The sequence below is a fragment of the Kribbella sp. NPDC048837 genome (assembly GCF_055586945.1).
The window spans coordinates 1-26,828 of sequence record NZ_JBVJHF010000020.1 but is presented as its reverse complement, the minus strand read 5'-3'; the positions used below and the strand labels follow the sequence as shown (position 1 = coordinate 26,828).

General features: G+C 68.4%; 25 protein-coding genes. 8 read left to right on the top strand and 17 right to left on the bottom strand.

The genetic code is table 11. From position 1 onward, the window contains the following. Positions 1 to 764 precede the first annotated feature (764 nt). The 4 genes from ACZ6O0_RS43845 to ACZ6O0_RS43830 all read right to left on the bottom strand — a co-directional run bounded on the left by ACZ6O0_RS43845 (position 765) and on the right by ACZ6O0_RS43830 (position 3,083). Positions 765 to 2,084: a serine hydrolase domain-containing protein gene (locus tag ACZ6O0_RS43845; protein WP_465771056.1), complete on the bottom strand. Its 1,320-nt coding sequence runs from the start codon at positions 2,082 to 2,084 to the stop codon at positions 765 to 767. Positions 2,085 to 2,158: 74 nt separating this feature from the next. Next, on the bottom strand, positions 2,159 to 2,386 hold the full coding sequence (locus ACZ6O0_RS43840) for a hypothetical protein (RefSeq protein WP_465771055.1): 228 nt from the start codon (positions 2,384 to 2,386) through the stop codon (positions 2,159 to 2,161). Positions 2,387 to 2,458: 72 nt separating this feature from the next. Next, positions 2,459 to 2,662, bottom strand: a complete 204-nt coding sequence (locus ACZ6O0_RS43835) for a KTSC domain-containing protein (protein WP_465771054.1) — start codon at positions 2,660 to 2,662, stop codon at positions 2,459 to 2,461. A 67-nt stretch (positions 2,663 to 2,729) separates the two neighbouring features. After that, positions 2,730 to 3,083, bottom strand: a complete 354-nt coding sequence (locus ACZ6O0_RS43830; protein ID WP_465771053.1) for a helix-turn-helix domain-containing protein — start codon at positions 3,081 to 3,083, stop codon at positions 2,730 to 2,732. Positions 3,084 to 3,225: 142 nt separating this feature from the next. Here ACZ6O0_RS43830 and ACZ6O0_RS43825 point away from each other — a divergent pair, with 142 nt between their 5' ends. After that, positions 3,226 to 3,519, top strand: coding sequence for a hypothetical protein (locus ACZ6O0_RS43825; RefSeq protein ID WP_465693573.1), 294 nt, complete (start codon positions 3,226 to 3,228; stop codon positions 3,517 to 3,519). A gap of 59 nt (positions 3,520 to 3,578) precedes the next feature. On the opposite strand, the gene ACZ6O0_RS43820 is transcribed toward ACZ6O0_RS43825, so the two are convergent. Then, positions 3,579 to 4,616, bottom strand: coding sequence for a hypothetical protein (locus ACZ6O0_RS43820; protein WP_465771052.1), 1,038 nt, complete (start codon positions 4,614 to 4,616; stop codon positions 3,579 to 3,581). A 249-nt stretch (positions 4,617 to 4,865) separates the two neighbouring features. Continuing rightward, positions 4,866 to 5,495, bottom strand: coding sequence for a hypothetical protein (locus tag ACZ6O0_RS43815; protein ID WP_465771051.1), 630 nt, complete (start codon positions 5,493 to 5,495; stop codon positions 4,866 to 4,868). Positions 5,496 to 5,694: 199 nt separating this feature from the next. On the opposite strand from ACZ6O0_RS43815, the gene ACZ6O0_RS43810 reads away from it, so the two are divergent. Both ACZ6O0_RS43810 and ACZ6O0_RS43805 read left to right on the top strand, forming a co-directional pair. After that, positions 5,695 to 6,519 (top strand): aldo/keto reductase, encoded by an 825-nt coding sequence (locus tag ACZ6O0_RS43810; protein WP_465771050.1) that lies wholly within the window; start codon positions 5,695 to 5,697, stop codon positions 6,517 to 6,519. Between the two features lie 219 nt (positions 6,520 to 6,738). After that, positions 6,739 to 7,095: a MerR family transcriptional regulator gene (locus ACZ6O0_RS43805; protein WP_465771049.1), complete on the top strand. Its 357-nt coding sequence runs from the start codon at positions 6,739 to 6,741 to the stop codon at positions 7,093 to 7,095. Here the strand turns inward: ACZ6O0_RS43805 and ACZ6O0_RS43800 are convergent, their stop codons facing one another. From ACZ6O0_RS43800 to ACZ6O0_RS43775, 6 genes are all read right to left on the bottom strand, one after another. Next, entirely contained in the window at positions 7,096 to 7,539 is a 444-nt protein-coding gene (locus ACZ6O0_RS43800) for a hypothetical protein (RefSeq protein WP_465771048.1), read from the bottom strand. 102 nt (positions 7,540 to 7,641) lie between these two features. After that, positions 7,642 to 8,712, bottom strand: coding sequence for a class I SAM-dependent methyltransferase (locus ACZ6O0_RS43795; RefSeq protein ID WP_465771047.1), 1,071 nt, complete (start codon positions 8,710 to 8,712; stop codon positions 7,642 to 7,644). 61 nt (positions 8,713 to 8,773) lie between these two features. Next, positions 8,774 to 10,405 (bottom strand): helix-turn-helix transcriptional regulator, encoded by a 1,632-nt coding sequence (locus ACZ6O0_RS43790; RefSeq protein WP_465771046.1) that lies wholly within the window; start codon positions 10,403 to 10,405, stop codon positions 8,774 to 8,776. A 93-nt stretch (positions 10,406 to 10,498) separates the two neighbouring features. After that, a complete protein-coding gene (locus ACZ6O0_RS43785; protein WP_465771045.1) occupies positions 10,499 to 13,408 on the bottom strand; it encodes a vitamin B12-dependent ribonucleotide reductase in 2,910 nt (969 codons plus the stop codon). 103 nt (positions 13,409 to 13,511) lie between these two features. Further along, entirely contained in the window at positions 13,512 to 13,997 is a 486-nt protein-coding gene (nrdR, locus tag ACZ6O0_RS43780; RefSeq protein ID WP_465771044.1) for a transcriptional regulator NrdR, read from the bottom strand. A gap of 270 nt (positions 13,998 to 14,267) precedes the next feature. Further along, positions 14,268 to 15,068, bottom strand: coding sequence for a glycerophosphodiester phosphodiesterase (locus ACZ6O0_RS43775; RefSeq protein ID WP_465771043.1), 801 nt, complete (start codon positions 15,066 to 15,068; stop codon positions 14,268 to 14,270). A gap of 91 nt (positions 15,069 to 15,159) precedes the next feature. Here ACZ6O0_RS43775 and ACZ6O0_RS43770 point away from each other — a divergent pair, with 91 nt between their 5' ends. Continuing rightward, positions 15,160 to 16,110 (top strand): nucleoside hydrolase, encoded by a 951-nt coding sequence (locus tag ACZ6O0_RS43770; RefSeq protein WP_465771042.1) that lies wholly within the window; start codon positions 15,160 to 15,162, stop codon positions 16,108 to 16,110. On the opposite strand, the gene ACZ6O0_RS43765 is transcribed toward ACZ6O0_RS43770, so the two are convergent. Continuing rightward, positions 16,103 to 16,693, bottom strand: coding sequence for a TetR/AcrR family transcriptional regulator (locus ACZ6O0_RS43765; RefSeq protein ID WP_465771041.1), 591 nt, complete (start codon positions 16,691 to 16,693; stop codon positions 16,103 to 16,105). The genes ACZ6O0_RS43770 and ACZ6O0_RS43765 overlap by 8 nt on opposite strands. 75 nt (positions 16,694 to 16,768) lie before the next feature. Between ACZ6O0_RS43765 and ACZ6O0_RS43760 the strand changes: the two genes are divergently transcribed. Both ACZ6O0_RS43760 and ubiG read left to right on the top strand, forming a co-directional pair. Continuing rightward, the gene (locus ACZ6O0_RS43760; RefSeq protein ID WP_465771040.1) at positions 16,769 to 17,338 is read left to right on the top strand and encodes a GNAT family N-acetyltransferase; all 570 of its coding nucleotides are present in this window, start codon (positions 16,769 to 16,771) and stop codon (positions 17,336 to 17,338) included. A gap of 16 nt (positions 17,339 to 17,354) precedes the next feature. Continuing rightward, positions 17,355 to 18,140, top strand: coding sequence for a bifunctional 2-polyprenyl-6-hydroxyphenol methylase/3-demethylubiquinol 3-O-methyltransferase UbiG (gene ubiG, locus ACZ6O0_RS43755; protein ID WP_465771039.1), 786 nt, complete (start codon positions 17,355 to 17,357; stop codon positions 18,138 to 18,140). Here ubiG and ACZ6O0_RS43750 read toward each other — a convergent pair whose 3' ends face one another. Beyond that, positions 18,141 to 18,857, bottom strand: coding sequence for a LysM peptidoglycan-binding domain-containing protein (locus ACZ6O0_RS43750; protein ID WP_465771038.1), 717 nt, complete (start codon positions 18,855 to 18,857; stop codon positions 18,141 to 18,143). It abuts the gene before it with no gap. Between the two features lie 357 nt (positions 18,858 to 19,214). Here ACZ6O0_RS43750 and lexA point away from each other — a divergent pair, with 357 nt between their 5' ends. Further along, positions 19,215 to 19,997 (top strand): transcriptional repressor LexA, encoded by a 783-nt coding sequence (gene lexA / locus ACZ6O0_RS43745; protein WP_465771037.1) that lies wholly within the window; start codon positions 19,215 to 19,217, stop codon positions 19,995 to 19,997. A gap of 48 nt (positions 19,998 to 20,045) precedes the next feature. After that, on the top strand, positions 20,046 to 20,555 hold the full coding sequence (locus ACZ6O0_RS43740) for a glutathione peroxidase (RefSeq protein WP_465771036.1): 510 nt from the start codon (positions 20,046 to 20,048) through the stop codon (positions 20,553 to 20,555). Between the two features lie 227 nt (positions 20,556 to 20,782). Here the strand turns inward: ACZ6O0_RS43740 and ligD are convergent, their stop codons facing one another. The 3 genes from ligD to secD all read right to left on the bottom strand — a co-directional run bounded on the left by ligD (position 20,783) and on the right by secD (position 26,120). After that, positions 20,783 to 21,763: a non-homologous end-joining DNA ligase gene (gene ligD, locus ACZ6O0_RS43735; protein ID WP_465771035.1), complete on the bottom strand. Its 981-nt coding sequence runs from the start codon at positions 21,761 to 21,763 to the stop codon at positions 20,783 to 20,785. Continuing rightward, positions 21,760 to 23,757 carry an ATP-dependent DNA helicase gene (locus ACZ6O0_RS43730; RefSeq protein ID WP_465771034.1) on the bottom strand — a complete coding sequence of 666 codons (1,998 nt, stop codon included), beginning with the start codon at positions 23,755 to 23,757 and terminating at the stop codon, positions 21,760 to 21,762. Before ACZ6O0_RS43730 ends, ligD begins: the two co-directional genes overlap by 4 nt. A 62-nt stretch (positions 23,758 to 23,819) precedes the next feature. Beyond that, complete coding sequence (gene secD / locus ACZ6O0_RS43725) at positions 23,820 to 26,120, bottom strand: protein translocase subunit SecD (RefSeq protein ID WP_465771033.1); 2,301 nt, start codon at positions 26,118 to 26,120, stop codon at positions 23,820 to 23,822. Between the last annotated feature and the right edge of the window lie 708 nt (positions 26,121 to 26,828).

The window sequence follows — 26,828 nt, the reverse complement described above, 5'->3', positions numbered from 1 at the left end:
AAAAGATCGCCCAATGCCTATGTACGGGGTTAATGCAATTTCGGCATTGACTTTCGGCACGCTGTTGAGTTCTCAAGAATCGGACGCACACCGCGCTTCAGACTTTCGTTTGAAGCTCCGGGGCAACTCGCCCAACTTTACTGTTTCGTCCGGGGCCGGTCAAATCGGCCTCTTTCGTCCCAGTCCCCCCTGCGTGACTCAGTGACCGAAAACCCGCCGAGGCGTGTTTCGGCTACCTTGTCCTTCAGGGAGTTTGTCGGAGCTGCCGGCCGCTTTCGCGTCCCGCGCCTCGCTCCAACAAGAAGAACATTACTGACATTCGCGGTGCAGATGCAAATCGGGGTCCCGGACCCTGTCCGGGCTCCCAACCAGCCTCCTTCGGAGCCGGTGAACCGGCGCTGACGCGAAGCAGTGGTCGTCCCTCTGGTCACATCACTCACTCGCGTCTCCGCGGGCGACACTTCCCATGATGCCGCACGACTCAAGCGGTTATCTCGAGCCATCCACAGCCCGCCGATCCCCGCCCGACACGAGAGGTCATCGCTCAGCGCCGTACCGGAGGCCGGCGCTGAGCGTCGTACGTCGGTTGAAGCCCACCGTCGTACGGCGAGCGACCAAGTGGGAGCCGGTTGACCGGCTCCCACTTGTCAGGTCCTGCACCGCCCAGCAGACGCCTCTCGGCGAGTGGCCGCTCGTAGCGGCTTAGGTTGAGGCCCGGGGTCTTGAACCGAGCGGCACCAGGTGTAACCAGGCCACCCCAGCACCTATTCCCGGGTGCAATCGAGCTCCGCGCCGCCCTGGTGGAAGACCAGCTGGCCCTCGCGAATCTCCAGCTCGGCATCTGGGCCTACCGCACCGAAGCGCGTCGCCGACTGCGCCAGAAAACGCAGCGGACGCTGGCCGTCGAACGTCACCTCGAGCCCACTCCCCCACCGCTCGACCTCGAACGCCGTCTTGCCTTCCAGCCGGTACGCACCGACAAGCTCAGCGAGCACGTCCTCGGCCGGCAGATCCGGGACTGGGTCATCCTGCGGGTAACCCTCCCAGCCGTACGCCGCCGCGGCCGCGGCGAACGCCCTCAGCACCACCCAGATGCCCCGATCCCCACTGGTCATCACGACAGCGCCTTGGCCCGTGTCGCGATACGCCAGCAGATGGCACCGGAACCCCGCGTTGCCACCGCTGTGGCCGAAGCGATGCCCGGAGTCGTCCAGGAACAGTCCAAGACCGAGGTGGCTCAGCCCACCGATCCGCTGGCTTGCGGCGATCTGAGGCGTCAGCATCTCGCGGGCAAGCTCTGGCGGCAGCAGTGCGCCTTCGCCGCCGGCGTACATGCGCTGCACACCGATGGCGAACTTCGCGAGGTCGGTCGGTGTCGTCCACAGCCCTGCCGCGGCCAGCTCCGGGTAGGTGTGCCATCGGCCGTCTATCGGGCGACCTAGCTCGTCGTGCGCAGTCGCAGCTCTCGCGTGGAGCTCCGGCGGCAGCGGCTGGGCGTAGTCGCTGTCTGACATGCTGAGTGGTTTCAGCACCAGCTCACGGACCAGCTGTCGGAGCGGTGTGCCTGTCACGTCCTCGAGGAGCTGCTGCATGACGGTCGTGCCGCCTCCGGCGTATCGGAACTGCGTTCCCGGCACTAGATCGACGCGGACGCCGAAGGTGTTGGTCGGTCGCACACCGTCGAGGATCTGCAGGGTTGTCGGCAGTACGTCATCGTGGCGATACCCCGGGAACCCGGACACGGTCAGACCGGCACTATGGCTCGCCAACTGGCGCAAGGTGACGACGGGCTGCCAATGACCTGTCGGTGGGACCTGCCAGGACGTGAGCTTGCGGTTCACGTCCTCGTCGAGGTCGAGCAACCCGCGATCGACCAGCCTGAGCATGGCGAGTACGGCGATCGGCTTGCTGATCGACGCCGCCTGGAACAGCGTGTCCGGGGTGACGGCCGTCGAGCCGCCCGCTTCCACCAGCCCCGCCGACCCGACCTGGCTGATCTCGCCGTGTTCGATCACCGCCCAGCTCGCGCCGGGCACGGTGAATCGCTCGAGATCCGCCTCGATTCCCTTGCGTAGAAAGTCCATGTCCCTCCCTCGGCTCCGTGACCCGGAGCCTCGGGAGGAACGCTACGGCGGACATGGTTCGCCGCGAGGCGGGATTACCTGGACGGCTGCGGTGCCGAGCAGTCGATCTTCGGATTGGCACCGACGTAGTTCAGCGGGCCGACGAGGATGGTGACCAGCGTCGTGCCCACCTTGGCGCACGTTGCATCGGAACCCGCGAAGTAGTTCCGCTGTGCCGCGGCCGCCAGGCCGATGAGCAGCCAGACAGCAACGATGATTGCGATAGCGCGAGAACTTGTCGTAGAGGCTCTACGAGTGCGCATCTCCACCTCCTGGTTGGGCGCACCCCCGTGTGGATCGGCCCCTCCGGTGCCCGCCGCGATCGCCGTGGAAACTCAGACCTCGCGGAACTCGTAGTGCGGCTTGATGTGCTTGTTGATGTACGCGCCGATGCTCGGTGCGGCGAGCAGGCCAGCGTAGGTCGGCTGCGGGACCTCGTAGTACTGGTAGACGTAGCCGTTGACGTACTCAAGCTCCAGCGTTCCGTCGGACCAGCCGACCGATCGCACACTCGACGATTCCACCGGGCGTCGCCTCATCCGCAGCTCCTTCCGGTACGTCGTGCTGCGCAGGCCAGTGTGCACCCGGCGATCAGTGCGCCAGTGATCAGCGCGCCGGTGATCGCTCCGGATCATCGGACTCCAGACGCGCGAGCGCGCGGGCCAAGTCGGCGAGCGCCACATTGAGCTGGTTCAGCACCGAATGATCGACTGGTAATCGGGTTTGCTCGACGCCCAGGTTGGCCGCGAACCTGACCCGGGCCTCGGGTGGTGCCTGACTGAGCGAGGTGTCGAGTGCGTCCTGGAGATGCGGGCTGGGCACCATCTCCGGACGCTCGCGCCACTTGGTGACCGTGCGCGGCGAGATGCCAAGGCGGTCCGCGAACGCCTCGTTGGTCAACCGCAGCGCCGTCCGCAAGGCGTGTGCGTGCCGGCCGGTCCATTCGTCGATGACTGTCATCGGTATCGCTCCTTGCGTCTGTCGGCTACTCCCTGCAATGAGAATATGGCGATCAGTGACCCTTCGGAGGGCAGAATTTGTGCGCTGTGGATACCGGTCGAGTTCCTGGTGAGGCCGCCGAACCACGGGTTGACTGCTGCGCATGGACGAGATCAGCGGTCGAACCGCGACGCTGCCGCGGACCCCGCGACGGCGTCACCTGAAAGTCGCGAACAAGTCCGGGCCACGCTGCTTCCAGCTGGTCCGCCATGTCGACGTCTCCGGCATCAGCGGTACGGGCGTCGTCGCGGAGGGAGTCGAGTGGTCCGACGGGACGATCGCCCTGCACTGGGGCGGGCGCTATCCGACGACCACGGTCTGGCCCGATGGTGTCGACGCTCTCCTCAGCATCCACGGTCACAACGGCGCGACCACCATCCGATGGCTGGACGAGTGACCATGCGCACCCGAACTCGGTGGGGCGGGCATCCCCTGCAACCGGCCCGCCTCACCGGCCTACTCCGAGTAGAACTGCTCCCGGTACTCGCCGTGGACATCCTTGGCCGACCTCGACTTGGTCGCCGATCCATTCACGTTGGACCTGGCAGCCTGCGGCCTGGTCTGATCGGTGGTTTGGTGAGAGCCGGCGTGCCGATGGACAGGCCGTTGCTGCGATCCGTCGGTCAGATCCTTCGCGTCATCCGTCTCGGCAAGTTCGTCGACCGCGGCGCTGAAGGCAATCTCGGCGCGGGTCGGTGTCGGACGGTCGATCGCCTCAGCAGACGAGCGTCGTGCCGGCAGATCGTTAGCAGCGGCGGACAGCTCGGAGAGAGTGTCCAGAAGGCCGACAGCGTTCTCGACCTCGCCGGGATGATTCACGAGCCACCAGACCGCGGCCGATCCAGGTGTGGCGAAGACGTCGTCCTTCAGGTACGCGCGTTTGTCCTGCTCCATCCGGCGTTCGAGCAGAGTCGTCTGCTCCCGGCGGTGCAGGGCGGCGAGGTGCTGAAGGTGCTTCTGGTCCGCGTCCGGCAACCGCAGCCGGACCTCGGTGGCCCAGCTGCGGACCTGTCCCTTCTCGTCGAGCGCAGGCTCGCCGAGGATCGCGGCCAAGCGGTGCTGGTTGAGCGACTCCTCGGTGACCTGCTGCCGCGCGGTCAGCGCTCGGGCCCGGTCGAGCAAGGCATCGACCGCGACCGCGCCGAGGTCGGCGTGCCGCGAGCCGGACAGCACGGTCGACCACTGCACGATCGCCGAGAAGCTGAACTGGAAGTCCGGCGAGGCAGACGGCAGCCGGACGTCGGCGACCGTCCGCGACGGCGGCCCGGAGAACACAGGTTCCCGATCCGGCAGTACGACGGATGGCGCTGTTGGCTGCGTGGTCACGACAGGACGGGGTTCGTCCGGCTGCTTCCAGACCACGGCCAGCAGCACCAGCAACACCACAGTCAGCACGACCGCGGCCCATGCCGGCAGGCCGACGACGAGCGACACGACGTACAGGACCAGAACAATCGCGGCAGCCGTCAGGAGGGAGTTCCGGTGAAGCTTCATGGCGGCGTTCCTTCACCACGTCAGGCGGACGTCAACAGATCGATCAATGCGTACCGGACGGCTTCCCCGTCCCTGCACCGTCCAGGTCACCGGCAACCCGGACCGCGGAGGACTGCGCCCCACGGCGAGCCCACCAAAAGTTTCACATGGCTCACCCAAAGTAGCCGCTACACGCGTGTCGGCTCTCAGTCCGCGGACGGCACCCGGCCGGTCTCACTCCATGCGGCCGGGCGCCGACCGCGGGACGGGTCAGCCGGTGAGGGAGCGGAGGGCTCGGCGGGACGGCGTGAGGAGGACGGGCTTGTAGGGGCAGCGGGCGTCGGTGAGGGTCTCGTAGGCGCGGATGGCTCGGTTGGCGGCGTCCCAGCCTTGCTCGGCCGGCGTGCGGCCGAGGCCGCGGTTGCGGACCAGGGCGCCGTAGAAGGCGGAGCAGAAAACGGTCGCCTCGTACCAGCCGATGACGGTGCTGGTGCCGATGTAGGTGATGTCGTCCTGGAGGCAGTCGCGGATGGCGCGTTGCCACTTGCCGATGCCGGTCTTGCAACCGTCGGCGATGACGACACCACTGGCGATCCCCCACTGCCGATCCAGGAACCATTCGGCGAGCGAGCGCAGGGAAACCTGGGTCTTTCCGTCGGTCGACAGGAAGGAGGGCTCCTCGCTGTGGTCACCGTGTGCCATCACGTGCAGCACCGTCGAGGGCGTGGTGAGAGCGGAGAACGCGGTCTCGTGGTCGCGGGTCCGGACGAAGTTCACGTCGATGACCGGCTGGTCCCACCCGGCGTTGATGTTCCCGGTGATGCCCTGGACGAAGGTCATCGACGCGTCGAACGAACTGTCCAGACCGAGGTCCACCAGAGTGATCAGCCGATTCTTCATTCGCCCATCCCTCCCACGTGTTTCGAGCCCCGGGGCACCATGATGAACCACGGATCCGACAGTTCGCTTCCCGGTCCGCCGATGCTGAGATGGCCGGCCCGGACCGTACGACGTACGGCGGAATCGGGGCGCCTGGCGGCGGGCGCGGACCGTGATCGACGTACCGTGGCGGCGCAGCGGCTGCCGAAGGAGGAGACGGATGAGTCAGGTTTCGACGATCACGTTGAGTCACGGTGCGGTGATGCCACGGGTCGGGTTGGGCACGTCGCCGCTGAACGACGCGGATGCCGAGCGGGCGGTCAGTACTGCGCTCGAGCTCGGGTATCGGCTGGTGGATACGGCGGAGAATTACCGGAACGAGGTCGGTGTCGGGCGGGCGCTGCGCGGGATTCCTCGGGACGAGGTGTTCGTGACATCGAAGTTCAACAAGCGGTGGCACAGCGTCGAGGGTCCGCGGGTCGCGTTCGAGGCGAGCACGGAGAAGCTGGGCGTGGAGTATCTCGACCTGCTGCTGATCCACTGGCCGAATCCGGGGCAGGACCGGTACGTCGATGCTTGGCGAGGGCTGATCGCGCTGCGGGACGCTGGGCTGGTGCGGGCGATCGGTACGTCGAACTTCAAGCCGTCGCACTTGCAGCGGTTGATCGACGAGACCGGAGTGGCGCCGGAGGTGAATCAGGTCCAGCTGAGTCCGGTGTGGGCGAAGGCGGCCGAGCGGGAGTTCCATGCGGAGCACGGGATCGTGACCGAGGCGTGGAGTCCGCTCGGGAAGGGGACCAACCTGCTGAGCCATCCCACACTGCAGGACATGTCCAAGGCGCACGGGCGAACGCCGGGCCAGATGGTCCTGCGGTGGGAGACGCAGCAGGGCGTGGTGCCCATCCCGAAGTCAGTCAACCGCGACCGGCTCGCGGAGAACCTGGCCGTCTTCGACTTCGACCTCACCGACACCGAGCTGGCCGCGCTGTCAGCCCTCGACGGCACCGCCAGACCAGCCGCCGACTCAGACCGCGCCGGCCACTGAGTCCCAGTCCCAGGGCCCGAGTGCGAGTTGCAGTCGGGCTGAGCGTCGTACCCGCCGGCGACCTCGTCCCGCGGGCACTGCGGCGGAGATGCGCGACTGCGGCGTAGACGCGCTGCGTGGAGCGTGCACGCGCGGAATGTGGTGGGCGGGGTTGGAGGTTGGTGCCGGGAAGGGCGAGATCGGCTCGCCGCGGCCTGCGGCATCGCTGGTGGAGATGGGATGTTGATCGGGGAGTTGGCTCGGCGGACCGGGGCCAGTGAGCGGTTGCTTCGGTATTACGAAGGCATTGGGTTGTTGGAGTCGCGGCGGCTGGCCAATGGGTATCGGGAGTACGACGAGGCGGCTGAGTCGACGGTGAGGCAGATCCGCGGGTTGTTGGCCGCGGGTCTGTCCACGAGCGTCATCAAACAGGTTTTGCCTTGCGCTCATACGGATGGGTCGCTCAGTCCGTGTCCGGGGGTGCTGGACAAGTTGCGGCTGCAGCTGAGTCGGCTCGAGGATCGCGCTGCTGAGTTGGCTCGTGCGCGGCAGACGCTTGAGCGGGCCATTTCGGTTGCCGAGGGCAACCGGGGTTGATCAGGTGGTGAAGCTGCCGGTGACGACCGAGTCGGATTCGACGCCGTTGCTCTGGGACCAGAGGCGGATGCGGACGAGAGTTCCGTCGGGGACGGAGAAGTTGCAGAAGGACCAGCCCTGGTAGTCCGAGACGGTGGTGTCGTCGAAGCACTCGTGGGCGTCGTACCAGAAGCCGACTTGGCTTTGATAGAGCTGGATCGCGGCGCGGGCGCTGTGACCGTCCGCCTGTTCGTCGTGGACGCCCAACCATTCGCCGTCGGTGCAGTAGACAGCTGAGCTCAGGCGCGGGTTGAGCAGTTCCTTGGACGGGTGCGCGTAGCAGTTCGCGGCTGTGTTCGCGTACGCCGGGGCGATGGTCAGCAGACACGCGGACAGCAGACCAGCGGCGAGTACGGCGGCGACCCGTCGGAACGTGGTGGGCACAGGCCTGAACGCGGCGGACATGCTGCGGAACGTGGGTTGGTGTCTGGGCGGGGTGGGCATGGGGCGCTCCCGGTTGTGTGGTTGGAGGGCGATCATAGGGCGCGGGCTGGGAGCGCTTCCAGGCTACTTCTGGGCAATGTAGTAGGCATTGAAGACGTCGGCCTCGACGTGGGTTACCTGGACCGAGGAGAAGCCGGCGTCGGCCAGCATCTGACGGGCCTTCTGTTCGCCCCAGACTGCTCCGAGACCGTCGCCGTCGAGGGACAACGAGACGGTCATGCAGTGCATGGTCGAGATGCCGTAGAGGAACGTGGCGAACGGATTGTCGAGGTTGTCCTCCAAGTTGCTGGAGGCGCGGATGTCGACCATCAGGAAGGTCCCGCCGGGGCGCAGAGCGGCCGCGATACCGGCCAGGACCTGGGCGGGATGAGCCTGGTCGTGGATCGCGTCGAACGCGGTGACGAGATCGAAGCGTTCGTACTCCCCCAGTTCGCTGACATCGCGGACGACGAAGTCCGCGTTGGTGAGCCCGAGCGCCGCCGCCTCGGCGTGAGCGGCCGCGATGCCTTCGGCGGAGAAGTCGTAGCCGACGCACCGGCTGCGACGGTAGGCGCCGGCGATCAGGTTGATCGCGTGCCCACTACCGCAGCCGACGTCGGCAACGTCGATACCTTCAGCGAGCCGATCCGGCAGCCCGGGCACCAGCGGCAGGATCGAGTGGAGCAACGCCGCGTCGAAGAGTGCACCGCTGTCCTCAGCCATCAGCCGGTGGAACTCGGTGAACTCCGCGTACGGCACCCCACCCCCGTGGCGGAAAGAGTCCGCGACCCGCGACTCGACCCCGGCCAGCAATGCGATGAACTGGGTCGCCCCGGCAAGGTTGTCCGGTCCCGCGGCCCGGGTCAGGAAGGCGGCGTGTTCCCGCGGCAACCAGTATGTACGACGGCGAGCGTCGTACTCCACCACCTGGGCGACGGTCATCGCGCCCAGCCACTCCCGCACGTACCGCTCGTTCAGGCCGGCCGCACCGGCGATCTCGTGGCTGGTGGACTCCGGCAGCTCGGCGAGCGTGTCGAAGAGCCCGACCTGGTGGCCGATGCTCATCAGCAGGGTGAGCACCCCTTGGTTGAGTACGTCGCCCATCCGGGCCCCGAAGGCCTCGATGCGCGTGGTGTCGAGCACTGTTTCAGTCATGTCGATTACCTCCCACGGCAGCATCGCGCCGGGAGATGACCGCGAGCATCGGTGAACTCGCCTATTCGGTCGCCCGGGTCAGGTAGGCGGCCGCCTCGGTCCGGTTCCGGGCGCCGAGCTTCGACAGGATGCTGGCGACGTGGTGCTCGACCGTACGGCGGCTGATGTACAGCCGGGCCGCGATCTCCGGATTGGGCAGGCCCTCCGCCAGCACCTCGAGTACGTCGTGTTCCCGCTTGGTGAGCAGACCGAGACCGCGCGGGCCGACCCGGGCAGCACTTGCCCCCGCGGCATGCAGCCAGGCAGCGGCCACGTCGGCGTCAGTAGCTGCACCCAGATCTTCGAAGACCGCGAGAGCGATTCGCGCTTCCGCCACCGCGGGCGCGGGGTCATCGGCAGCCATGGCCTCCGCCAGCAGCATCCGGGTGCGCGCAACCTCCAACGGCATCTCCAACAGACCGAACCAGGACTGTGCCGCCGACAGCCGAGACACCGCCTCGCGCGACCTCCCCTCTGCCAGCAAAGCCCGCCCACACAGCCGGGCCGCGCGTGCTGCGATCAGCCCGCTGTCGGTCGCCGTACTCAAAGCAGACAGGCGGTCAGCCTCCGCAGCAGCTCCCGCGACGTCACCGGCCGCCAGGCAAGCAGCCCCAAGCACCTCACGCAGTCGCGCTTCCTCCAGCGGAGTCGTCTGCCCGAGCTGACGTCGTACGAACGACACCGCCGTCGCCACCTCCCCCGCGGCCAGGTACGACGCTGCCAGGACAGGCTGTACGACAGTGCGGTCCTCGAAGCCGCTGAGCAGCCGACGAGCCTCGCCGACCCGGCCCTGCCCCAGCCGAAGGTCGGCCAGGAACGCTGCCGCCTCGGCCTGGACCGCCGGCATCGAGTCACGCGCCAGCTCAGCCGCAGCCGTCAGTTCGGTCTCGGCCCGCGGCCAATCGCCGGTGGAGACCAGTACGGCGCCGTACGACGCACGGCAGCTCGCGTGCAGGTACGGACAGCCGTAACGCTCCATGAAGCTGTCCAGCGATCGCGTCCACTGCACGACGCGGAGGAAGTCGCCGCCACGCACGCACGACCTCATCAGCAGACAGCTCGTGAAGACCACGGTGTCGGGCCGGGCGCCTTCACCACCGAGCGCGCCGGCCAAAGCCTCGTCCAGCAAGGCCATGCCGTTGAGGACCTGACCCAGGTCGATCAGCGCCGAGCCCCAGAGGCTGAGTGAGCACAGCTCGAGATCGGGCTCCCCGACCTGCACGGCAACGTCGTACGTCGCTTCCGACCAGTCAGCGACCTGTCCCGGATCATCCGCCGAGCATGCGCGCGCCAAGGATGCCCAAGCACGCACGACCGGGTCGTCGACGTCCGCTGCGATCCGGACTGCCCGGGCTGCCCAGCCCTGGGCGGCGGCGCCGTCGCCGAAGTTGGCGTCGTACAAGAGGCTCAGGCCGAAGGCCAGGAAGACCGCCTGCACGGGGTCGGTCGCGCGGAAGAGCGCGTACGCACGTTCCCAGCAGGACACCGCGGAGCGCGCGTCGCCGAGCCACCACTGGGCATCACCCAGCCCAGACAGGCCCGCGGCGGTTGCCTGCAGCCCGACCGCCGAGTCGAACGCCGCGTGTGCCGCGGCCCAGTCCCCGTCGCCGAGCGCCTTCGCCCCGGCCGCGAGGAGATCGTCAACCTCCTCCACGCTGTCGACGGTAGACGCGCTGCGGCCCCCGGGGAAAGTGGGAAGTTCCCGGGGGCCGTGGCGCTTTCAGCTGATGGTCAGCCGCACCGCAGGTCAGCTGCAGCCGGAGGTGCTGCCGCAGCCTTCGCAGACGTAGCAGGAGCCGCTCGGCCGCATCTTGGTGCCGCAGGTGAAGCAGAGCGGCGCGTCCACCGAGGTGCCGGTGATGAGCTCGAGCATCTCGGCGGTGGTGTGCGCCTCGCCCCTGACCGGCTTGGCCGCGGCCGCGTCGACCGACTTGTCGGCGATCGCGGTGACCTCGGCCACCTCGGCAGCCGGCTCGGTCGACTTCAGCGACTCGGCCTCGGAGACCTCGACCGGAGCCGGCTCGTACGAACCGGTGTCGAGCTGCCGGGACCGCTCCTCCGCGGAGTAGATACCCAGGGCGGCCCGCTCGTCGAACGGCAGGTAGTCCAGGGCCAGGCGGCGGAAGATGTAGTCCATGATCGACTGCGCCATCCGGACGTCCGGGTCGTCGGTCAGACCGGCCGGCTCGAACTTCAGGTTGGTGAACTTCTGGACGTAGGTCTCCAGCGGTACGCCGTGCTGCAGCGCGATCGAGATCGCGATCGAGAACGCGTCCATCACGCCGGCCAGGGTCGAGCCCTGCTTGCCCATCTTCAGGAAGACCTCGCCCAGACCGTCGTCGGGGTAGGAGCCGGCGGTCATGTAGCCCTCAGCGCCACCGACCGAGAACGACGTGGTCCGCGACGGCCGCGACTTCGGCAGGCGCTTGCGGGTCGGCCGGTACTCGATCACCTTCTCGACGATCTTCTCCGCGACGGCGGCCTCGGCCGCGACCGTGTCGGCCGCCTTCTTCGCCTTCGCGTCGGCCAGCGGCTGACCGACCTTGCAGTTGTCGCGGTAGACCGCGAGCGCCTTCAGGCCGAGCTTCCAGCCCTGGAAGTAGACGTCGGCGATCTCCTCGACCGTCGCGGTCTCCGGCAGGTTCACCGTCTTCGAGATCGCGCCGGACAGGAACGGCTGCGCCGCCGCCATCATCCGCACGTGGCCCATCGGCTTGATCGCGCGCTCACCCATCGCGGTGTCGAAGATCTCGTAGTGCTCCGGCTTCAGGCCCGGCGCGTCCACCACGTGACCGTTCTCGGCGATGTACTCGACGATCGCCTCGATCGTCTCCTCGGTGTAGTTGTACTGACGCAGCGCCCGCGGCACGGTCTGGTTGACGATCTGCATCGACCCGCCGCCGACCAGCTTCTTGAACTTGACCAGCGAGAAGTCCGGCTCGATCCCGGTGGTGTCGCAGTCCATCATGAAGCCGATGGTGCCGGTCGGCGCGAGCACCGAGGCCTGCGCGTTCCGCCAGCCGTTCTTGCCGCCGACCTTCAGGACGCCGTCCCACGCGGCCGTCGCGTGCTTGTGCACGTCCTTGTCGATCTCGTGGATCGTCCGGATCGCGTCGTTGGCCGCGGCGTGCTTGCGCATCACCCGGGTGTGGGCGTCCTTGTTCCGCTCGAAGCCGTCGTACGGACCGACGACGCCGGCCAGCTCGGCCGAGCGCTTGTACGACGTGCCCGTCATCAGCGAGGTGATAGCGCCCGCCAGTGCGCGACCACCGTCGGAGTCGTAGGCGTGACCCGTTGCCATCAGCAACGCACCGAGGTTGGCGTAGCCGATGCCGAGCTGCCGGTACGCGCGGGTGGTGTCACCGATCGCCTCGGTCGGGAAGTCGGCGAAGCAGATCGAGATGTCCATCGCGGTGATGATCAGCTCGACGGCCTTGACGAACTTCTCCGAGTCGAACAGGTCGTCGTCGCGGAGGAACTTCAGCAGGTTCAGCGACGCCAGGTTGCAGGAGGAGTTGTCGAGGTGCATGTACTCCGAGCAGGGGTTGGATGCGGTGATCCGGCCCGTCTCCGGCGTGGTGTGCCAGTCGTTGATGGTGTCGTCGTACTGCAGGCCCGGGTCGGCGCAGGCCCACGCGGCCTGGGCGATCTTGTCGAACAGCGACCGCGCGTCGACGGTCTCGATCACCGAGTTGTCCAGCCGCGCCCGCAGCCCGAACTCGCCCTTCTCCTCGACCGCGCGCATGAACTCGTCGGTGACCCGGACCGAGTTGTTGGCGTTCTGGTACTGCACCGAGGTGATGTCGCGACCGCCGAGGTCCATGTCGAAGCCCGCGTCGCGCAGCACGCGGATCTTCTCCTCCTCGCGCATCTTGGTGTCGACGAACTCCTCGATGTCGGGGTGGTCGACGTCGAGCACGACCATCTTGGCCGCACGCCGGGTGGCGCCGCCGGACTTGATCGTCCCGGCGCTGGCGTCCGCACCGCGCATGAAGCTGACCGGGCCGGAGGCCGTCCCGCCGCTGGACTGCAGCAGCTCCTTCGACGAGCGGATCCGGGACAGGTTCAGGCCGGCACCGGAGCCGCCCTTGAAGATCAGGCCCTCCTCCTTGTACCAGTTCAGGATCGAGTCCATCGAGTCGTCGACGGCGAGGATGAAGCAGGCCGACACCTGCTGCGGCGAGGACGTCCCGACGTTGAACCAGACCGGCGAGTTGAAGCTGAAGTACTGGTGCAGGAGCATCCAGGTGACCTCGTGCTCGAACACCTCGGCGTCGGCCGGGGTGGCGAAGTACCCGTGCTCCTCACCAGCCTTGCGGTAGGTCTTCACGACCCGGTCGAGCAGCTGGCGCAGGCTCCACTCCCGGTTGTCGTGGCCGACCGCGCCGCGGAAGTACTTGGTGGTGACGATGGTGGACGCGTTCACGCTCCAGAAGTCGGGGAACTCGACCCCGCGCTGCTCGAAGACGGTCTCACCCGTCTTCCAGTTCTGCTGGACGACGTCGCGCCGCTCCCAGGTCACCTCGTCGTACGGGTGCACCCCGTCGGTGCTGAAGACGCGCTCGATGGTGAGTCCCGCGGGCGCGTTCTTCCGCCCCCGGAACCCGGCCGCCGACCTCTTGGTCGACCCCGAGTGGCCGGTCACCGTCTCTGTCATGGTTGCTCCTCGCCCTGTGTCTGTACTGCCGCGGTCTGTCGGGACCGCCCCGTTGAGTAACGCCAGGTGTTGCTCTTACTGCTGAATCCCCGATTTATGTCTGTCAGGTCGGCTTCAGCGGGCTGGGCTCGGTGCCCTGAGGCTCCTTCTCGGCCCGCAGCAGCGCGATCTCGGTCTCGAAGTCGTCGGCCGACGCGAACTGCCGGTACACGCTCGCGAACCGCAGGTAGGCGACCTCGTCCAGCTCCCGCAGCGGACCGAGGATCGCGAGTCCGACCTCGTGCGCGGGCACTTCCGGCGAGCCGCTCGCCTTGAGCGCGTCCTCCACCTTCTGGCCCAGCCGGGCCAGCGCGTCGACGTCCACCGGCCGGCCCTTGCAGGCCTTGCCGACGCCGTTGATGACCTTCTCCCGGCTGAACGGCTCGGTCGCGCCGGAACGCTTCACGACCGTGAGCTGCATCTGCTCGACGGTGGTGAACCGCTTCTCGCAGACCGGGCACTGCCGCCGGCGGCGGATCGCTCCGCCGTCCTCGGCCACCCTGCTGTCGACCACCCGGGAGTCGGCGTGCCGGCAATACGGACAGTGCACGAATCACTCCTCCCGTGGGCCGCCGGAGCGGCGACTTGTGGATCAGCCTGGGGACAACCTGTGTATGACCTGTGTGCAACTGACCACTACCTGTGGAAAATTACACCCGTGTAACCACTACATCTAGGGATCCTAGATCGCTGCTCCGACAGTTTGCAAGAACGGTCGAATCTCGCGCGCGTCTCTCTGTTTCAACACCCGCGCGGCCGCGTGTACTCCCGCGTGGCGCCGCCGGAATGACCCTTCGGAGGCGCAAACTACGGAGCTCGCTCAGGCCCTCCGCGAGCCGAGCGCGGCGTTCCAGCCGACCAGCTCGGCGGGGCGGTTGGTGATGATGCCGTCGACGCCGGCCTGCTCCAGCGCGTGCCAGCTCGCCGGATCGTCGACAGTCCAGATGTTGACCGCGACGACGGCCGCGTGCAGGTCCGCGACGATGCCCGGGCGGGTCCGGAACGCCCGCTCCGACGGGTTGTACGCCGTCAACTCCAGATCCTTCGCGATCGCGACCGGATCCGGGTCGAGCGTGGCTCGCAACAGACCGAGCGGCAGTTCGGGAGCGAGCTCACGGACCCAGCGCAGGTGCCGCGGCTCGAAGCTCTGGACGAAGACACGTCCGCTCATTGCCCGGCAGTGGATCTCGTCGACAATCCGCGCGACCGAATCCCGCGGGTGGACGCCCTTGATCTCGAGCAGCAGGTTGCCGCCGCGCGCCACCAACCCGTCGAGCTGCGCCGCCAGCGTCCGCACCCGTTGACCGGCGAACGCGGGCGCGAACCACGATCCCGCATCCAGTCCGGCCACCTGCGCCGCCGTCAGCGACCGGATCGCGCCGGTCCCGTCCGTGGTCCGGTCGACGGTCTCGTCGTGCAGGACCACGGGTACGCCGTCCTTCGTCGGCTGTACGTCGGTCTCGATCCACTCGACCCCGGCGCGGCGGGCGACCTCGTCCGAGGCGGCCGTGTTCTCCGGCGCTGCCGCGGAGCCACCGCGGTGAGCCCAGATCCGCAGCGGTGCGCCGGATTCACGGAGGAACGACTCCCGCGCGGGGGCGACGGTCAGGGTCACAGACATCGACCGTAGGAAGGCGACACGAACACCGGCCGAGCCGGTGATGAACCCACCGCCAACGCCGAGTGTCCCCCGTATGCATCAGGATGTCGGCATGAAGCCGGTGATTCTCGATGTCGACACGGGGCTGGACGACGCCTGTGCCCTGCTGCTGGCCGCGCGCCACCCCGAACTCGACCTCAAGGCGGTGACCTGCGTCGGCGGCAACGTCGGTCTGGACGACGTGGTGATCAACACGCTCACAGTGCTCGAGGCCGCGGGGCGATCCGACGTACCCGTGGCCCGGGGCGCCGCGGTGCCGCTGCTCCAGCCCGTGCGGGCCGCCCCGCACGTGCATGGCATCGACGGACTCGGCAACCTCGACTGGCCGCGGTCGGCTCGTACGACGGACTCCCGGCATGCGGTCGAGCTCCTTCGTGACGTACTGCGGGAGGGCGCGGCGACCGGCGAGCTGGTGACGCTCATCCCGCTGGCACCGATGACGAATATCGCGCTGCTGCTGCGCACGTACCCCGAGGCCGCTGCGGGACTGCGCGAAATCGTGTTCATGGGCGGCGCCGCGGGGATCGGGAACGCGACCGCGTCGGCGGAGTTCAACGTCTGGACCGACCCGGAGGCGGCCGCGATCGTACTCAGCGCCGCCGGCGAACTCGGCTTACCGGTGACGATGTACGGGCTGGATGTCTTCTACGACGTCGTGGTCACGCTGGACCAGGCGCGCGGGCTGGGCGGATCGCCGTCGGCGGATCTGGCGCGGAAGCTGATCGAGAAGCGGAGCGAGCTCTACAAGTCCGATGGCGCGAGCATCGGCGACGGTGGTGCCGTGTGCGCAGTGATCGATCCGTCGGGGGTGACGACCCAGCGTTTCCCGCTGCGCGTGGAGCTGTCGGGGAGCTGGTCCCGGGGTCGCACGATCGTCGACACGCGGGACAGGTCCGCCGATCTCACCAGCGATCCGCACGGCCCCTCGTCAACGGTCGTCGACGTCGCCACCGCTGTCGACGGCGACCGCTATGCGGGGATGTGGCTGGAAACGGTCAAGTAGCGAGGTCCAGGAGACGGGCGCGAACGCCGTACAGGAAGAGCTCGAGGCCATCGCCGAAGAGATCCGTGGCGCCGGCGGTCTCCGCGACGACGGCCGCCAGCGTCCAGCGGGCGCTCACCTCGAAGATGTGGCGCGCCTGCGGCTCGGGTACGCCGAGGTGCACGAGGGACTCGATCTGCGCACGGACCAACTCGGCCCGTGAGCCCTCACCCTGATCGCGGTCGGGCGTGGCCTTCGACTGGATCAAGCCGGCCAGGCCGGGGTGGTCGGCGTAGAACTCCCGGAGCTCCAAGGCCCCGGTCTTCGTGAGAGCGATCCACTCGTCCACGCTGCCGAGCTCGGCGTACGCCGTCGCGTCGGCGGCGAACCGGTCGAACGCGTTCCGGGCGACCAGATCGAGCAGGTCGACCTTGTTGTGCACGTGGTGGTAGAGCGACGGGGCCCGGACATGCAGGCGCTCGGCCACGGCACGCATCGTCAGACCGTCGACGCCGCCGGCCCGGATGACGGCCAGGGCGGCGTCGGTGATCGCGGCGACGGTGATTCCTGCCGCCGCATGGGAGGACGGATCGCGTCTGGTCACGAAACCTCGTTGTCGGCTCTCGGCGTCAGCGGCTACTGTCTAACGACATTAGACAGCCTAGCCGAGGACGGCGCCGTGCCTGGACTGCACCCGACCTATCCGCTTCGGACCGAGCGACTCGACCTGCGACCGCACCGGAGGGACGACCTGGACGATCTGTTCGCGTTCCACTCGCGGCCCGAGGTGGTCCGCTACACACCTTGGCCGGTCCGGAATCGCGAGGAGACCCGGGCGGCCCTCGAGAAGAAGCTGAGCCAGGGCGAGCTGACAGAGCCGGGCCAGTGGCTGGTGCTCGCGATCGAGCTCCGCGAGACCGGGACCGTGATCGGCGAGGTGCTGCTGAAGTGGGCCAATGAGGCCGACCGGCAGGGCGAGATCGGCTTCGCGCTGCACACCGACTACCAGGGCAAGGGTCTGGCCGCCGAGGCGGCGCGCGAGATGCTGCGACTCGGATTCGAGGATCTCGGCCTGCATCGGATCGTCGCGATCCTGGATGACCGCAACACTGCCTCGGCACGCCTGCTGGAGCGGCTCGGGATGCGGCGCGAGGCCCACCACCTGCACGCACTGCACTTCAAGGGCGAATGGGCCAACGACTACGTCTACGCGCTCCTCGAGGACGAATGGCGCGCGGCCAACAGCTGATGTACTGGGGCCGGGGGTGGTTGCGATAGGGATCGACAACCAGATCTACGACCGGCTGGGCGACGGTTGGTGGGATGAAACCAACCCGCTGAACACGTTGAACGGGAGCTTCACGCCGGGGCGGTTCAGCTACTTCCGCGACGTACTCCGTCGGACCGGGCTCGATCCGGCCGGCCTGCGGGCGGTCGACATCGGTTGTGGCGGCGGGTTCCTGGCGGAACAGTTCGCTCGACTCGGGTGCCGGGTCGTCGGTCTCGATCCCTCGGAGGTGTCGGTCCGGACCGCGCGTGGGCACGCGGAGTCGTCTGGATTGGGGATCGGGTACGCCGTGGCCGCGGGCGAGCGACTGCCCTTGGCCGACGGGAGTGTCGACCTCGCGTACTGCTGTGACGTGCTCGAACACGTGTCGGACCTGGATCGGGTCGTCTTCGAGACCGCGCGCGTACTGAAGCCTGGTGGGCACTACCTGTTCGACACGATCAATCGGACCTGGGTGGCCAGGCTTGTGGTCGTCAAGCTGATGCAGGACTGGCGGCTGACGCGGGTCGTCGACTCCGACGTGCACTCCGGGGCGATGTTCATCAAGCCGGCGGAGCTCGAGGCGCGTCTGCGCTTGCACGGGTTGCGGCTCGAGGAGATCACCGGGCTCGGGCCGCGGGCGTCACGCGTCTCGTTGCTCTGGAACGTCGGCCGGGCTCGCCGCGGGCGGATCTCCTTCGGGGAGCTCAGCCGGTTGATGGACGTCGGCCAGGTGACAGGCACCGCCGTGTCCTACATGGGCTACGCCGTCAAGACGGTCTGATCAGCGGGCGATCGGGATCTGGAGGGTCTGGCCGGGGACCACGTCGGACGGGCTGGAGAGCTTGTTCAGGTCGGCGATCTTCTCGACGACGGTGCCCGGGTCCTGGGTCGGATTGGTGTCCTGGGCGATCGACCACAGCGTCTGGCCGGGCGCCACCTGGACCGGGACCGTGTGGGAGAAGTCCGGTCCCGGCTCGAGCACACCGGCGACCCGGAGGCCGAGGACCGCGATCGCCGAACCGAAGACGATCACCGAGATCGCACTCACCAGCATCCGGCCCCGGCGCGTCAGCCGCAGGGTCGGCGCCCCCGCCTCAGCCACCATCTGCCGACGGAGCCGGGTGGCCTGGCGGCTCGGCGCAACCCGCAGATGGCGGTCGGCCGTGCGCAGGTCCCGCTCAGCCGTGCGCAGGTCGCCGGCCGTGCGCAGGTCCCCGCCGGCCGTGCGCGGCTCGACGAGGGCCAGGCGGCGGCTGGTCGCAACGCGGTCTGTGGCGTGCCGGTCAGTGACTCGGCGGTCGGTGGATTGGCGGTCCGTGGCTCGGCGGTCGGTGGCTTGACGGCCGAGGGACTCGCCGGAGCAGGCGCGGACGGGGAGGGGCTCGGTGGTGGTGCCGGCGATCCTGGGGCGGCGGCGCGGGGTCCCGCTCGGGGACGGCGCGGCCTCGGGGGCCTGGCGGCCCACCAGTGCATCTGCCGCGAGAGCCGTTGTGCTCATCGGATCCTCCAGACCTCGGTCAGTCCACGTCCTGCGGTGTCGATCTCTGTCTACCGAACGCCTCCGACAGTTTCCGGAGACAACCCGGCCCGAACACTTGTTCGATCGAACGCCTGTACGAATGATTAACCGACAGGCACCCGTCGCGCAACCACCTCCAACCAGGACACGCCCGGGAAATTCCCGCACCGGAGCCGGCCTCGCGCGCGGCTTATAACCCGACACACGAACAGACGTGCGAACCGACACGCCTTCGAACAGATGTTTGAAGAATCTCAGGATTCGGTCTACGGTCAGGACAGTCGAGCAAGCTTGGCCGGTGCGCGACCACCGGCCCGACCTGAGGAGCAACCACCGATGGCCAGGACGCCGAGCGGTTCCAGTAAGGACGAGCGCCGCGCCGCGGAGGCCGCCACGGCGGCGGACCGGACCGTGACCGAGCTGCCCGACGGGCCGGCCGACGCGACCGGTCTCACGCCGCGCCAGCGCCGCGTGCTGGACGTGATCCGCGACTCGGTGGACAGCCGCGGCTATCCGCCGTCGATGCGGGAGATCGGCGAGCGGGTCGGCCTGACCAGCTCATCGTCGGTGTCCCACCAGCTCCGCGTGCTGGAGCAGAAGGGCCTGCTCCGCCGCGACCCGAACCGGCCGCGGGCCATCGAGGTCCGCTACCCGGGCGAGGTCGACGCCGCGGCCCGGCGGTCGGCGCTCGGCTCGGTGCGGCAGACGACGTACGACGAGACCGGAGCCGGCGACGTGCACGCGGACGCGGCGTACGTGCCGGTGGTCGGCCGGATCGCCGCTGGTGGGCCGATCCTGGCCGAGCAGGAGATCGAGGAGGTCTTCCCGTTGCCCAAGGCAATGGTCGGCGAGGGCACGCTGTTCATGCTCCGGGTCAAGGGTGAGTCGATGATCGAGGCGGCGATCTGTGACGGCGACTGGGTGGTCGTCCGGCAGCAGCCGACCGCGGAGAACGGCGACATCGTGGCCGCGATGATCGACGGCGAGGCGACGGTGAAGACGTTCAAGAAGACCAAGACCGAGATCCTGCTGCTACCACACAACCCGGCGTTCGAGCCGATCGACGGCAAGGACGCCATCATTCTCGGAAAGGTCGTAACAGTTCTGCGCCGAGTCTGACATCGCAGACGGCGCGCGAAGTCGGGCGTGTCGTGTCAGCATTGGACCATGACGACTGTCTATGACTTCAGCGCGCGGCGGATCGAAGGCAATGAACAGTCTCTTGCCGATTTCCGCGACCAGGTGCTCCTGGTGGTCAATACGGCGTCGCAGTGTGCCCAGACTCCCCAGTACACGGGATTGCAGAAGCTCTACAAGACGTACCGCAGACAGGGCTTCTCAGTACTCGGCTTCCCCTGCGACCAGTTCGGCCACCAAGAGCCCGGTGACGAGAACGAGATCGCGAACTTCTGTTCGACGATCTATCACGTCACGTTCCCCATGTTCGCCAAGATCGATGTGAACGGGTCGAAGACGCTTCCGCTGTACAACTGGCTGAAGCGTGAGCAAGGCGGCCTGCTCGGCGGACGGATCAAGTGGAACTTCACCAAGTTCCTGATCGGCCGGGACGGCGGGGTGATCGCGCGCTACGCGCCGACACACTCGCCGGACAAGCTGACCGACAAGATCGAGACTGCGCTGGCGGTGCCGGCGCCGTCGAGGGAAGCGAACGACTGACCCAGTGTGCGCGGTTCGGGGCCGCGCGCAACGGTTGTTCTCGTGAAGCACCGAGGGTCCTGCCGGCATTGGCCGAAATCCCTTGTTTTCTGAGACAGCTGAACACCAACCGTCTCAGCGCCGCACATTTCTATCCGCATTCCGAACAATTCCGTGCCACCGGCATGTTTCGGGCGTTTCCCCCGTGCACGTGAACATTCCCGGGCATTCGCACAGTTGTCGTTTGATCAGTCCCGCTCGACGAGGACCGACTCGGGGTTGATGTCCAGGCGGAGACCGCGCCAGACCGGATGGCGAAGGCGGGCGTCGGCGGCCCAGCCGGAGTAGGTGACCTCGGCGACCAGGACAGGGTCCAGCCAGTGCGCGCGGCGACGGTCCGTGGTGGGGATGCCGACCGGGTCGAACGGCGGTCGGTCGATCTCCAGACCGGCCAGTTCGGCGGAAAGGATGTCCAGGGTGGCGAAGTCCAGGCCGGAGCCGACCTTGCCGATCAGGACCAGGTCGCCGCCCGGCTCGGCGTACGCGCCGCAGTAGAAGGAGCCGATCCTCCCTTCGCGGTTGCCCTCCCCCGGATGCCAGCCGCAGAGGATGACGTCGCGGGTCTTCACCGGCTTGACCTTGATCCAGTCGCTGCTGCGGCGGCCGGCCAGATACCGCGACTTGCGGCGCTTCGCCACCACCCCTTCCAGACCCGTGGACGCGGACAGCTCCAGCGCCGCCTCGCCGTCGTCGTAGGCGGGGGGTGTCTCCCAGAACGGGTCGCCGATCTCCAGCGAGTCGAGCAGCCCGCGGCGGTCGTCGTACGTTGCCTCCAGCAACCACTTGCCGTCGAAGCGGAGGATGTCGAACAACCGCACCGACACCGGGACCTCGGTGATCAGGTGCCGCAGGTGCCGCGGATCCCGGACATGCATCCGCCGCTGCAGCAGGCCGAACGACGGTGCGCCGTTCTCGTCGAGGGTGACGATCTCGCCATCCAGTACGGCGGGCAGCCGCAACCCCGGCGCATCGAACAGGCCGATCAGCTCGGGGTACCCGCCCGACACGTCCCGGCTGTTGCGGGACCACAACCGGCAGACCCCGGAGTCCACCTCGGCGATGACGCGGATGCCGTCCCACTTCATCTCGTACGACCAGCCCGCACCCGACGGCATCTCCCCCAAGGCCGCCATCATCGGCAGCACCGGCGGACCGGTCACCGGACTCATGTCGATTGCAATCGCTTCAAGGCGCCGAGCACCTTCTCACGATCGGCGGTCGGCCACATCGGGGGCAAGGAGGCGCGCAGGAAGGCGCCGTACCGCTGGGTGACGATGCGGGGGTCGAGGATCGCGACCACACCGCGATCGGAGCTGCGGCGGATCAGCCGGCCGGTCCCCTGCGCGAGCAGCAGCGCGGCGTGGGTCGCCGCGACGGCCATGAACCCGTTCCCACCGGCTTCGTCGACGGCACGCTGGCGGGCGGCCATCAGCGGCTCGTCCGGGCGCGGGAACGGGACGCGGTCGATGATCACCAGGTTGCAGGTCGAGCCCGGTACGTCGATGCCCTGCCAGAGCGACAGGGTCCCGAACAGGGACGTCTCCGGATCGTCGACGAACTCACGGGCCAACTCCCCCAGCTGCGCATCACCCTGGCAGAGCACCTTCAGGTCCGTCGACTCGCGCACTGCGGCGGTCGCCGCCTCGGCCGCGCGACGCGACGAGAACAGCCCGAGCGTCCGGCCGCCCGCGGCGGTGACCAGGTCGATGATCTCGTCGAACTGCTTCTGGCCCAGTCCGTCGCGATGCGGCGGCGGGAGGTGCTTGGCGACGTACAGGATCGCCTGCTTCTCGTACTCGAACGGGGAACCCACGTCGAGACCGCGCCACGGCAGCGGTCCGGTCTCGGCGTCGGAGTCCAGCTCCGGCATCTCGTCGTCGTCCTCGAGCTTGTCGGCCGGGCGGAGGCCGACCTGCCGGGCGATCGCGTCGAAGTCACCGCCGAGGGTGAGCGTTGCGGACGTGAGGATGGCGGTCCGGTCCTTGAGCACCAGCTCGCGGAGCAGGCCGGCGACGGTCAGCGGTGCAATCCGGAGCTCGCGGCCGAAGCGTTCGCGGTCGGTCATCCAGACCACGTCGGCGTCGCTCAGCGCGGCGACGCGTTCGGAGACGTCGAAGATCTCCTTGACCGCGCCCTTCGCCTGCCGCTTCGCGCCGTCGGGGTCGTCGTCCTTGTCGTCGGACTTCTTGTTCAGGTCGGAGTACAGCCCGCGGGCGGCGTCGCGGACGAGCGCGGCGGCCTCCAGCACGGGACCGTTCGAGGCTTCGATGCGACCCTCGCGGGTGCCGTCGAGGGCCGCGCGGAGGGCGTCGGAGGCGTCGATCAGGTCGTCGGCCTTGTCGTCGTCGACGAACCGGCGGGACCGCTTGGCGGCCCGCTCGACCATCTGCGGCGACAGCTCGTCGCCCGCGGCGCCGGTGACGCGGGCGGGCAACTCGTGCGCCTCGTCGACGATGACGACGTCGTGCTCGGGCAGGACGATGCGGTTCTCGAAGGCGTCGATCGACAGCAGCGCGTGGTTGGTGATGACGATGTCGGCCTTGCGGGCCTGGTCCTTCGCCCTCTCCGCGAAGCATTCCTCGCCGTACGGGCACTTCTCCGCGCCGAGGCACTCCCGCGCGGCGATCGAGACCTGCTGCCAGGCCTGGTACTGATGTGAGGGCGCGTGATCGCGGTCGCCGGCCTCGCCGTCGAGCAGCTGCTGCTCGGCCCAGTCGCGGAGCTCGAGCACCTGCTGGCCGACCTGCCCGGGCGGCGGGACGTCGATGAGCATGCCGTCGTCGTCCGGCGCGCCCTCGCGGATCCGGTGCAGGCAGGCGTAGTTGTTGCGCCCCTTCTGGATCGCGTACGACGGTCTGCGCGGCAGCAGCTTCTCCGTCGCGTCGAGCAGCGCGGGGACGTCGCGGTCGACGAGCTGGGACTGCAGCGCGAGGGTCGCGGTGGAGACGACGACGCGACGGTCCTCGATCGCGTGCAGGAGCGCGGGAACGAGGTACCCGAGCGACTTGCCGGTGCCGGTACCGGCTTGCACCAGCAGGTGGGAGCCGTCGTGCATCGAGGTGTCGACAGCTTGCGCCATCTCCACCTGACCGGGCCTGGTCTGCCCGTCGATCCCGGAGACAGCAGCTTCCAGCAGTTCGCGTACGTCGACACCCACCGCCACACCCTAGCCCGCGGGACGGACAGATTTCCGATCCGGCGGGCTGGGGTGTGGATAACGCCTTGCTAGACGACGGCGCCGCGGTCGGGCTGGGCGTCGCGATCCACCTGGGGGCGCTTCGGGCGCGGCGGCGGCGCCGGGTAGCGGCGTTCCAGCTCCAGCAGCAGTGGGGCCGCGGTCAGGTTGGAGGAGTACGTCCCGACGAGGATGCCCAGCAGGAGGGCCAGGGCGAAGTCGGCCAGCGAGTCGCCGCCGAGGAACAGCAATGCCGACAGGATGAACAGCGTCGAGATCCCGGTGTTGATCGTGCGGGGCAGGACGTTGATGATCGCCGTGTCGATGATGCTGCCGAGGTTGTCGGTCGAGCGGGCGTTGCGGGTCTCGCGGATCCGGTCGAACACGACGACGGAGTCGTTCACGGTGTAGCCGATGATCGTCAGGATCGCGGCCAGGAAGATGCCGTCGATCGGCTTTCCGGTCCACGCGAACACACCGACCACCACGGCGACGTTCTGCACCAACGCCAGTACGGCGCCGGCGCCGAAGGTCCATCGGAACCGGACGGCCAGGTACAGCAGCTGGGCGAGCAGCGCGATCCCGAGCGCGATCAGGCCCTTGTTCCGCAGCTCTTCACCCAGGGACGGACCGATGCTCTCGTTGCGGACCAACTCGGTGCCGCCGCCGATCCGGGAGATGGATTCGCGGATCTTCTCGGCCTCGTCGTCGCTGATCGTCCCGGTCCGCACGGTGATGTCGTCGGTGCCCGATGCCTGCACCACCGCGTTCGGATAGCCGGCCTCAGCGACCGCGGCGCGCGCCTGGTCCGGTGTGATGCGCTGCGCCGTACTCACTTCGAGCAGCCGCCCGCCGGTGAACTCGATGCCGAGATTCAGCCCGCGCACGAAGACGCCCGCGAGGGCCACGACGATCGCCACCGCGGTGATCACCAGCCACCGGCGGCTGTGCTTCATCAGCGCCGGCCGCTTCGCCTCCAGCCAGGTCCGGACCCGGCCGTGCCCCGCGATCCCGCTGAGCGCCGGGCGACGCACTACGAAGCCTCGCGACACCGCGAACTCGGCCAGCACGCGGGTCACGACCAGCGCGGACAGCATGGAGGCGATCACACCGATCGACAGCGTGACACCGAAGCCACGGACCGGGCCGGCGGCCAGGAAGAACAGCAGGCCGGCGGCGAGCAGGGTGGTGATGTTCGAGTCGGCGATCGCGGATAGCGCGTTCTGGAAGCCGCTGCGCAGGGACCGCCGCAGGCCGTCGGTCCGGCCGGAGGTGTAGTCCTCGCGGGCGCGCTCGAAGACGAGCACGTTCGCGTCGACCGCCATCCCGATCGCCAGCACGAAGCCGGCCAGGCCGGGCAAGGTGAGCGTGGCTCCGAGCGCGGTCAGGGCCGCGTACGACATTCCGGCGTACCCGATCAGGCCGATGACCGCCATCAGGCCGACCAGGCGGTACACGACCACGATGAACACGGCCGTGAGCGCGAGCCCGATGATCGCGGCCAGCGCGCTGGCCTGGATCGCGTCCTGACCCAGCGACGGGCCGACCGTGCGCTGGTCGATCACCTCGACCGGCACCGGCAGCGCGCCACCGGAGATCAGCGCGGCCAGATCCTTGGCCTCCTCCTCGGTGAAGCTGCCCGAGATCGTCGTGGTGCCGCCGCCGATCCCGACGTTGCAAAGCTGGTTCCCGCCGTTCGGGTCGACCTGCGGCGCGCTGATGATCTCGTTGTCGAGCACGATCGCGATCAGCCGCGGCGGGGTGTTGACCGGGTTGCACGCGGCTTTGCCGGTGATGTTGGCCCAGATCTTGCCGCCGTCACCCTTGAAGTTCATCTCGACGAACCAGCCCTGGGTGACCTGCTGCGGGTCGAGCCGTCCCTCGGCCCCGCTGACCAGCTCGCCGGTCATCGCCGGCTTGGCCAATTTCAGGAAGCCCTGCCCGGTGTCGCTGGGCAGATACAGATCGCCGGCGGCGGGTTTGGCCGGCTTCGCGGCGACCTGGTCGAGCACCTCGTGGAACGTGAGCTGCGCGGTCTTGCCGATCACCTTGGCCGCCTCGCGCGGGTCCTGCACGCCGGGCAGCTCGACGATGATCCGGTTCTCCCCCTGGCGCGTCACGTTCGGCTCGCTGACGCCGAGGGCGTCGATCCGCCGGTGCAGCACCTGGGTGGCCTTGTCGGTGGTCTCCTTGGTCGCCTTGACCGTCGGCGAGTCCTTCGCCTCCAGGACGATCTGCGTCCCACCGCGCAGGTCGAGGCCGAGCTGCGGCCGGGCGGTCAGCACGACGTACGTCGACGCCGCCAGGACGAAGAACGCGAGCAGCGCACGGATGATGGACGACCGGTTCACTACAGCCTCCGGAGATGGGCACCCGCGGTGCGAGTGTCGTGACAGAGTGCATTCACGCGAGCGTGAGCGCACAGTGTACGAACGCCATTCAAGCGGTACTGCGAACAATCGCACAAGCGACCGGGTCGCAACCGATACATAACGTGATCCGAGGCGCGCGTGGTCCGACCACGCGTGCTGCGCGAGCACTCCTCGTCGCTGCGCTCCTCGTCGCGCCCCGCTGCGCGCGCTCCCGCCCGCCCCCCTTGGCTTGGCGCCGGTGCATCCGTTCCGGCTGGCGCCGGGGGTTTCCGGCTAGCGCCGGTGCTTCCCGGCTGCCGCCGGGAGTTGCGGGCTGCCGCCGGGAGTTGCGGGCTGCCGCCCGCGTTCTGCTCGCTACCGCTCGAGAGCCACCGCGGGCCGTGGTGACCGAGGCGGGCCGTGGTGTCCCATCCGTCCGAATTCGACGGCCACCTGCCGAGTCGTGGGATCGGGCGATCGATGCGCCGCAACTACCCACCCGAGTCCACGACTCGACGGAGTCCACACCAACCGACTGCCACGACTCGACCACACGACGACGAACCACTCACGGGCGCCCGGCGGTGCTGGGTTCTCGGTGACGGTCGGGTGGCAGTTGCGTCCAGCAGAGTGGTGTACGACGAGATCCCGGTGGGCGCGTCGCGGGGAACGTGAACGCGGTCATCGGGTGATCCTTCGAGTGATCTC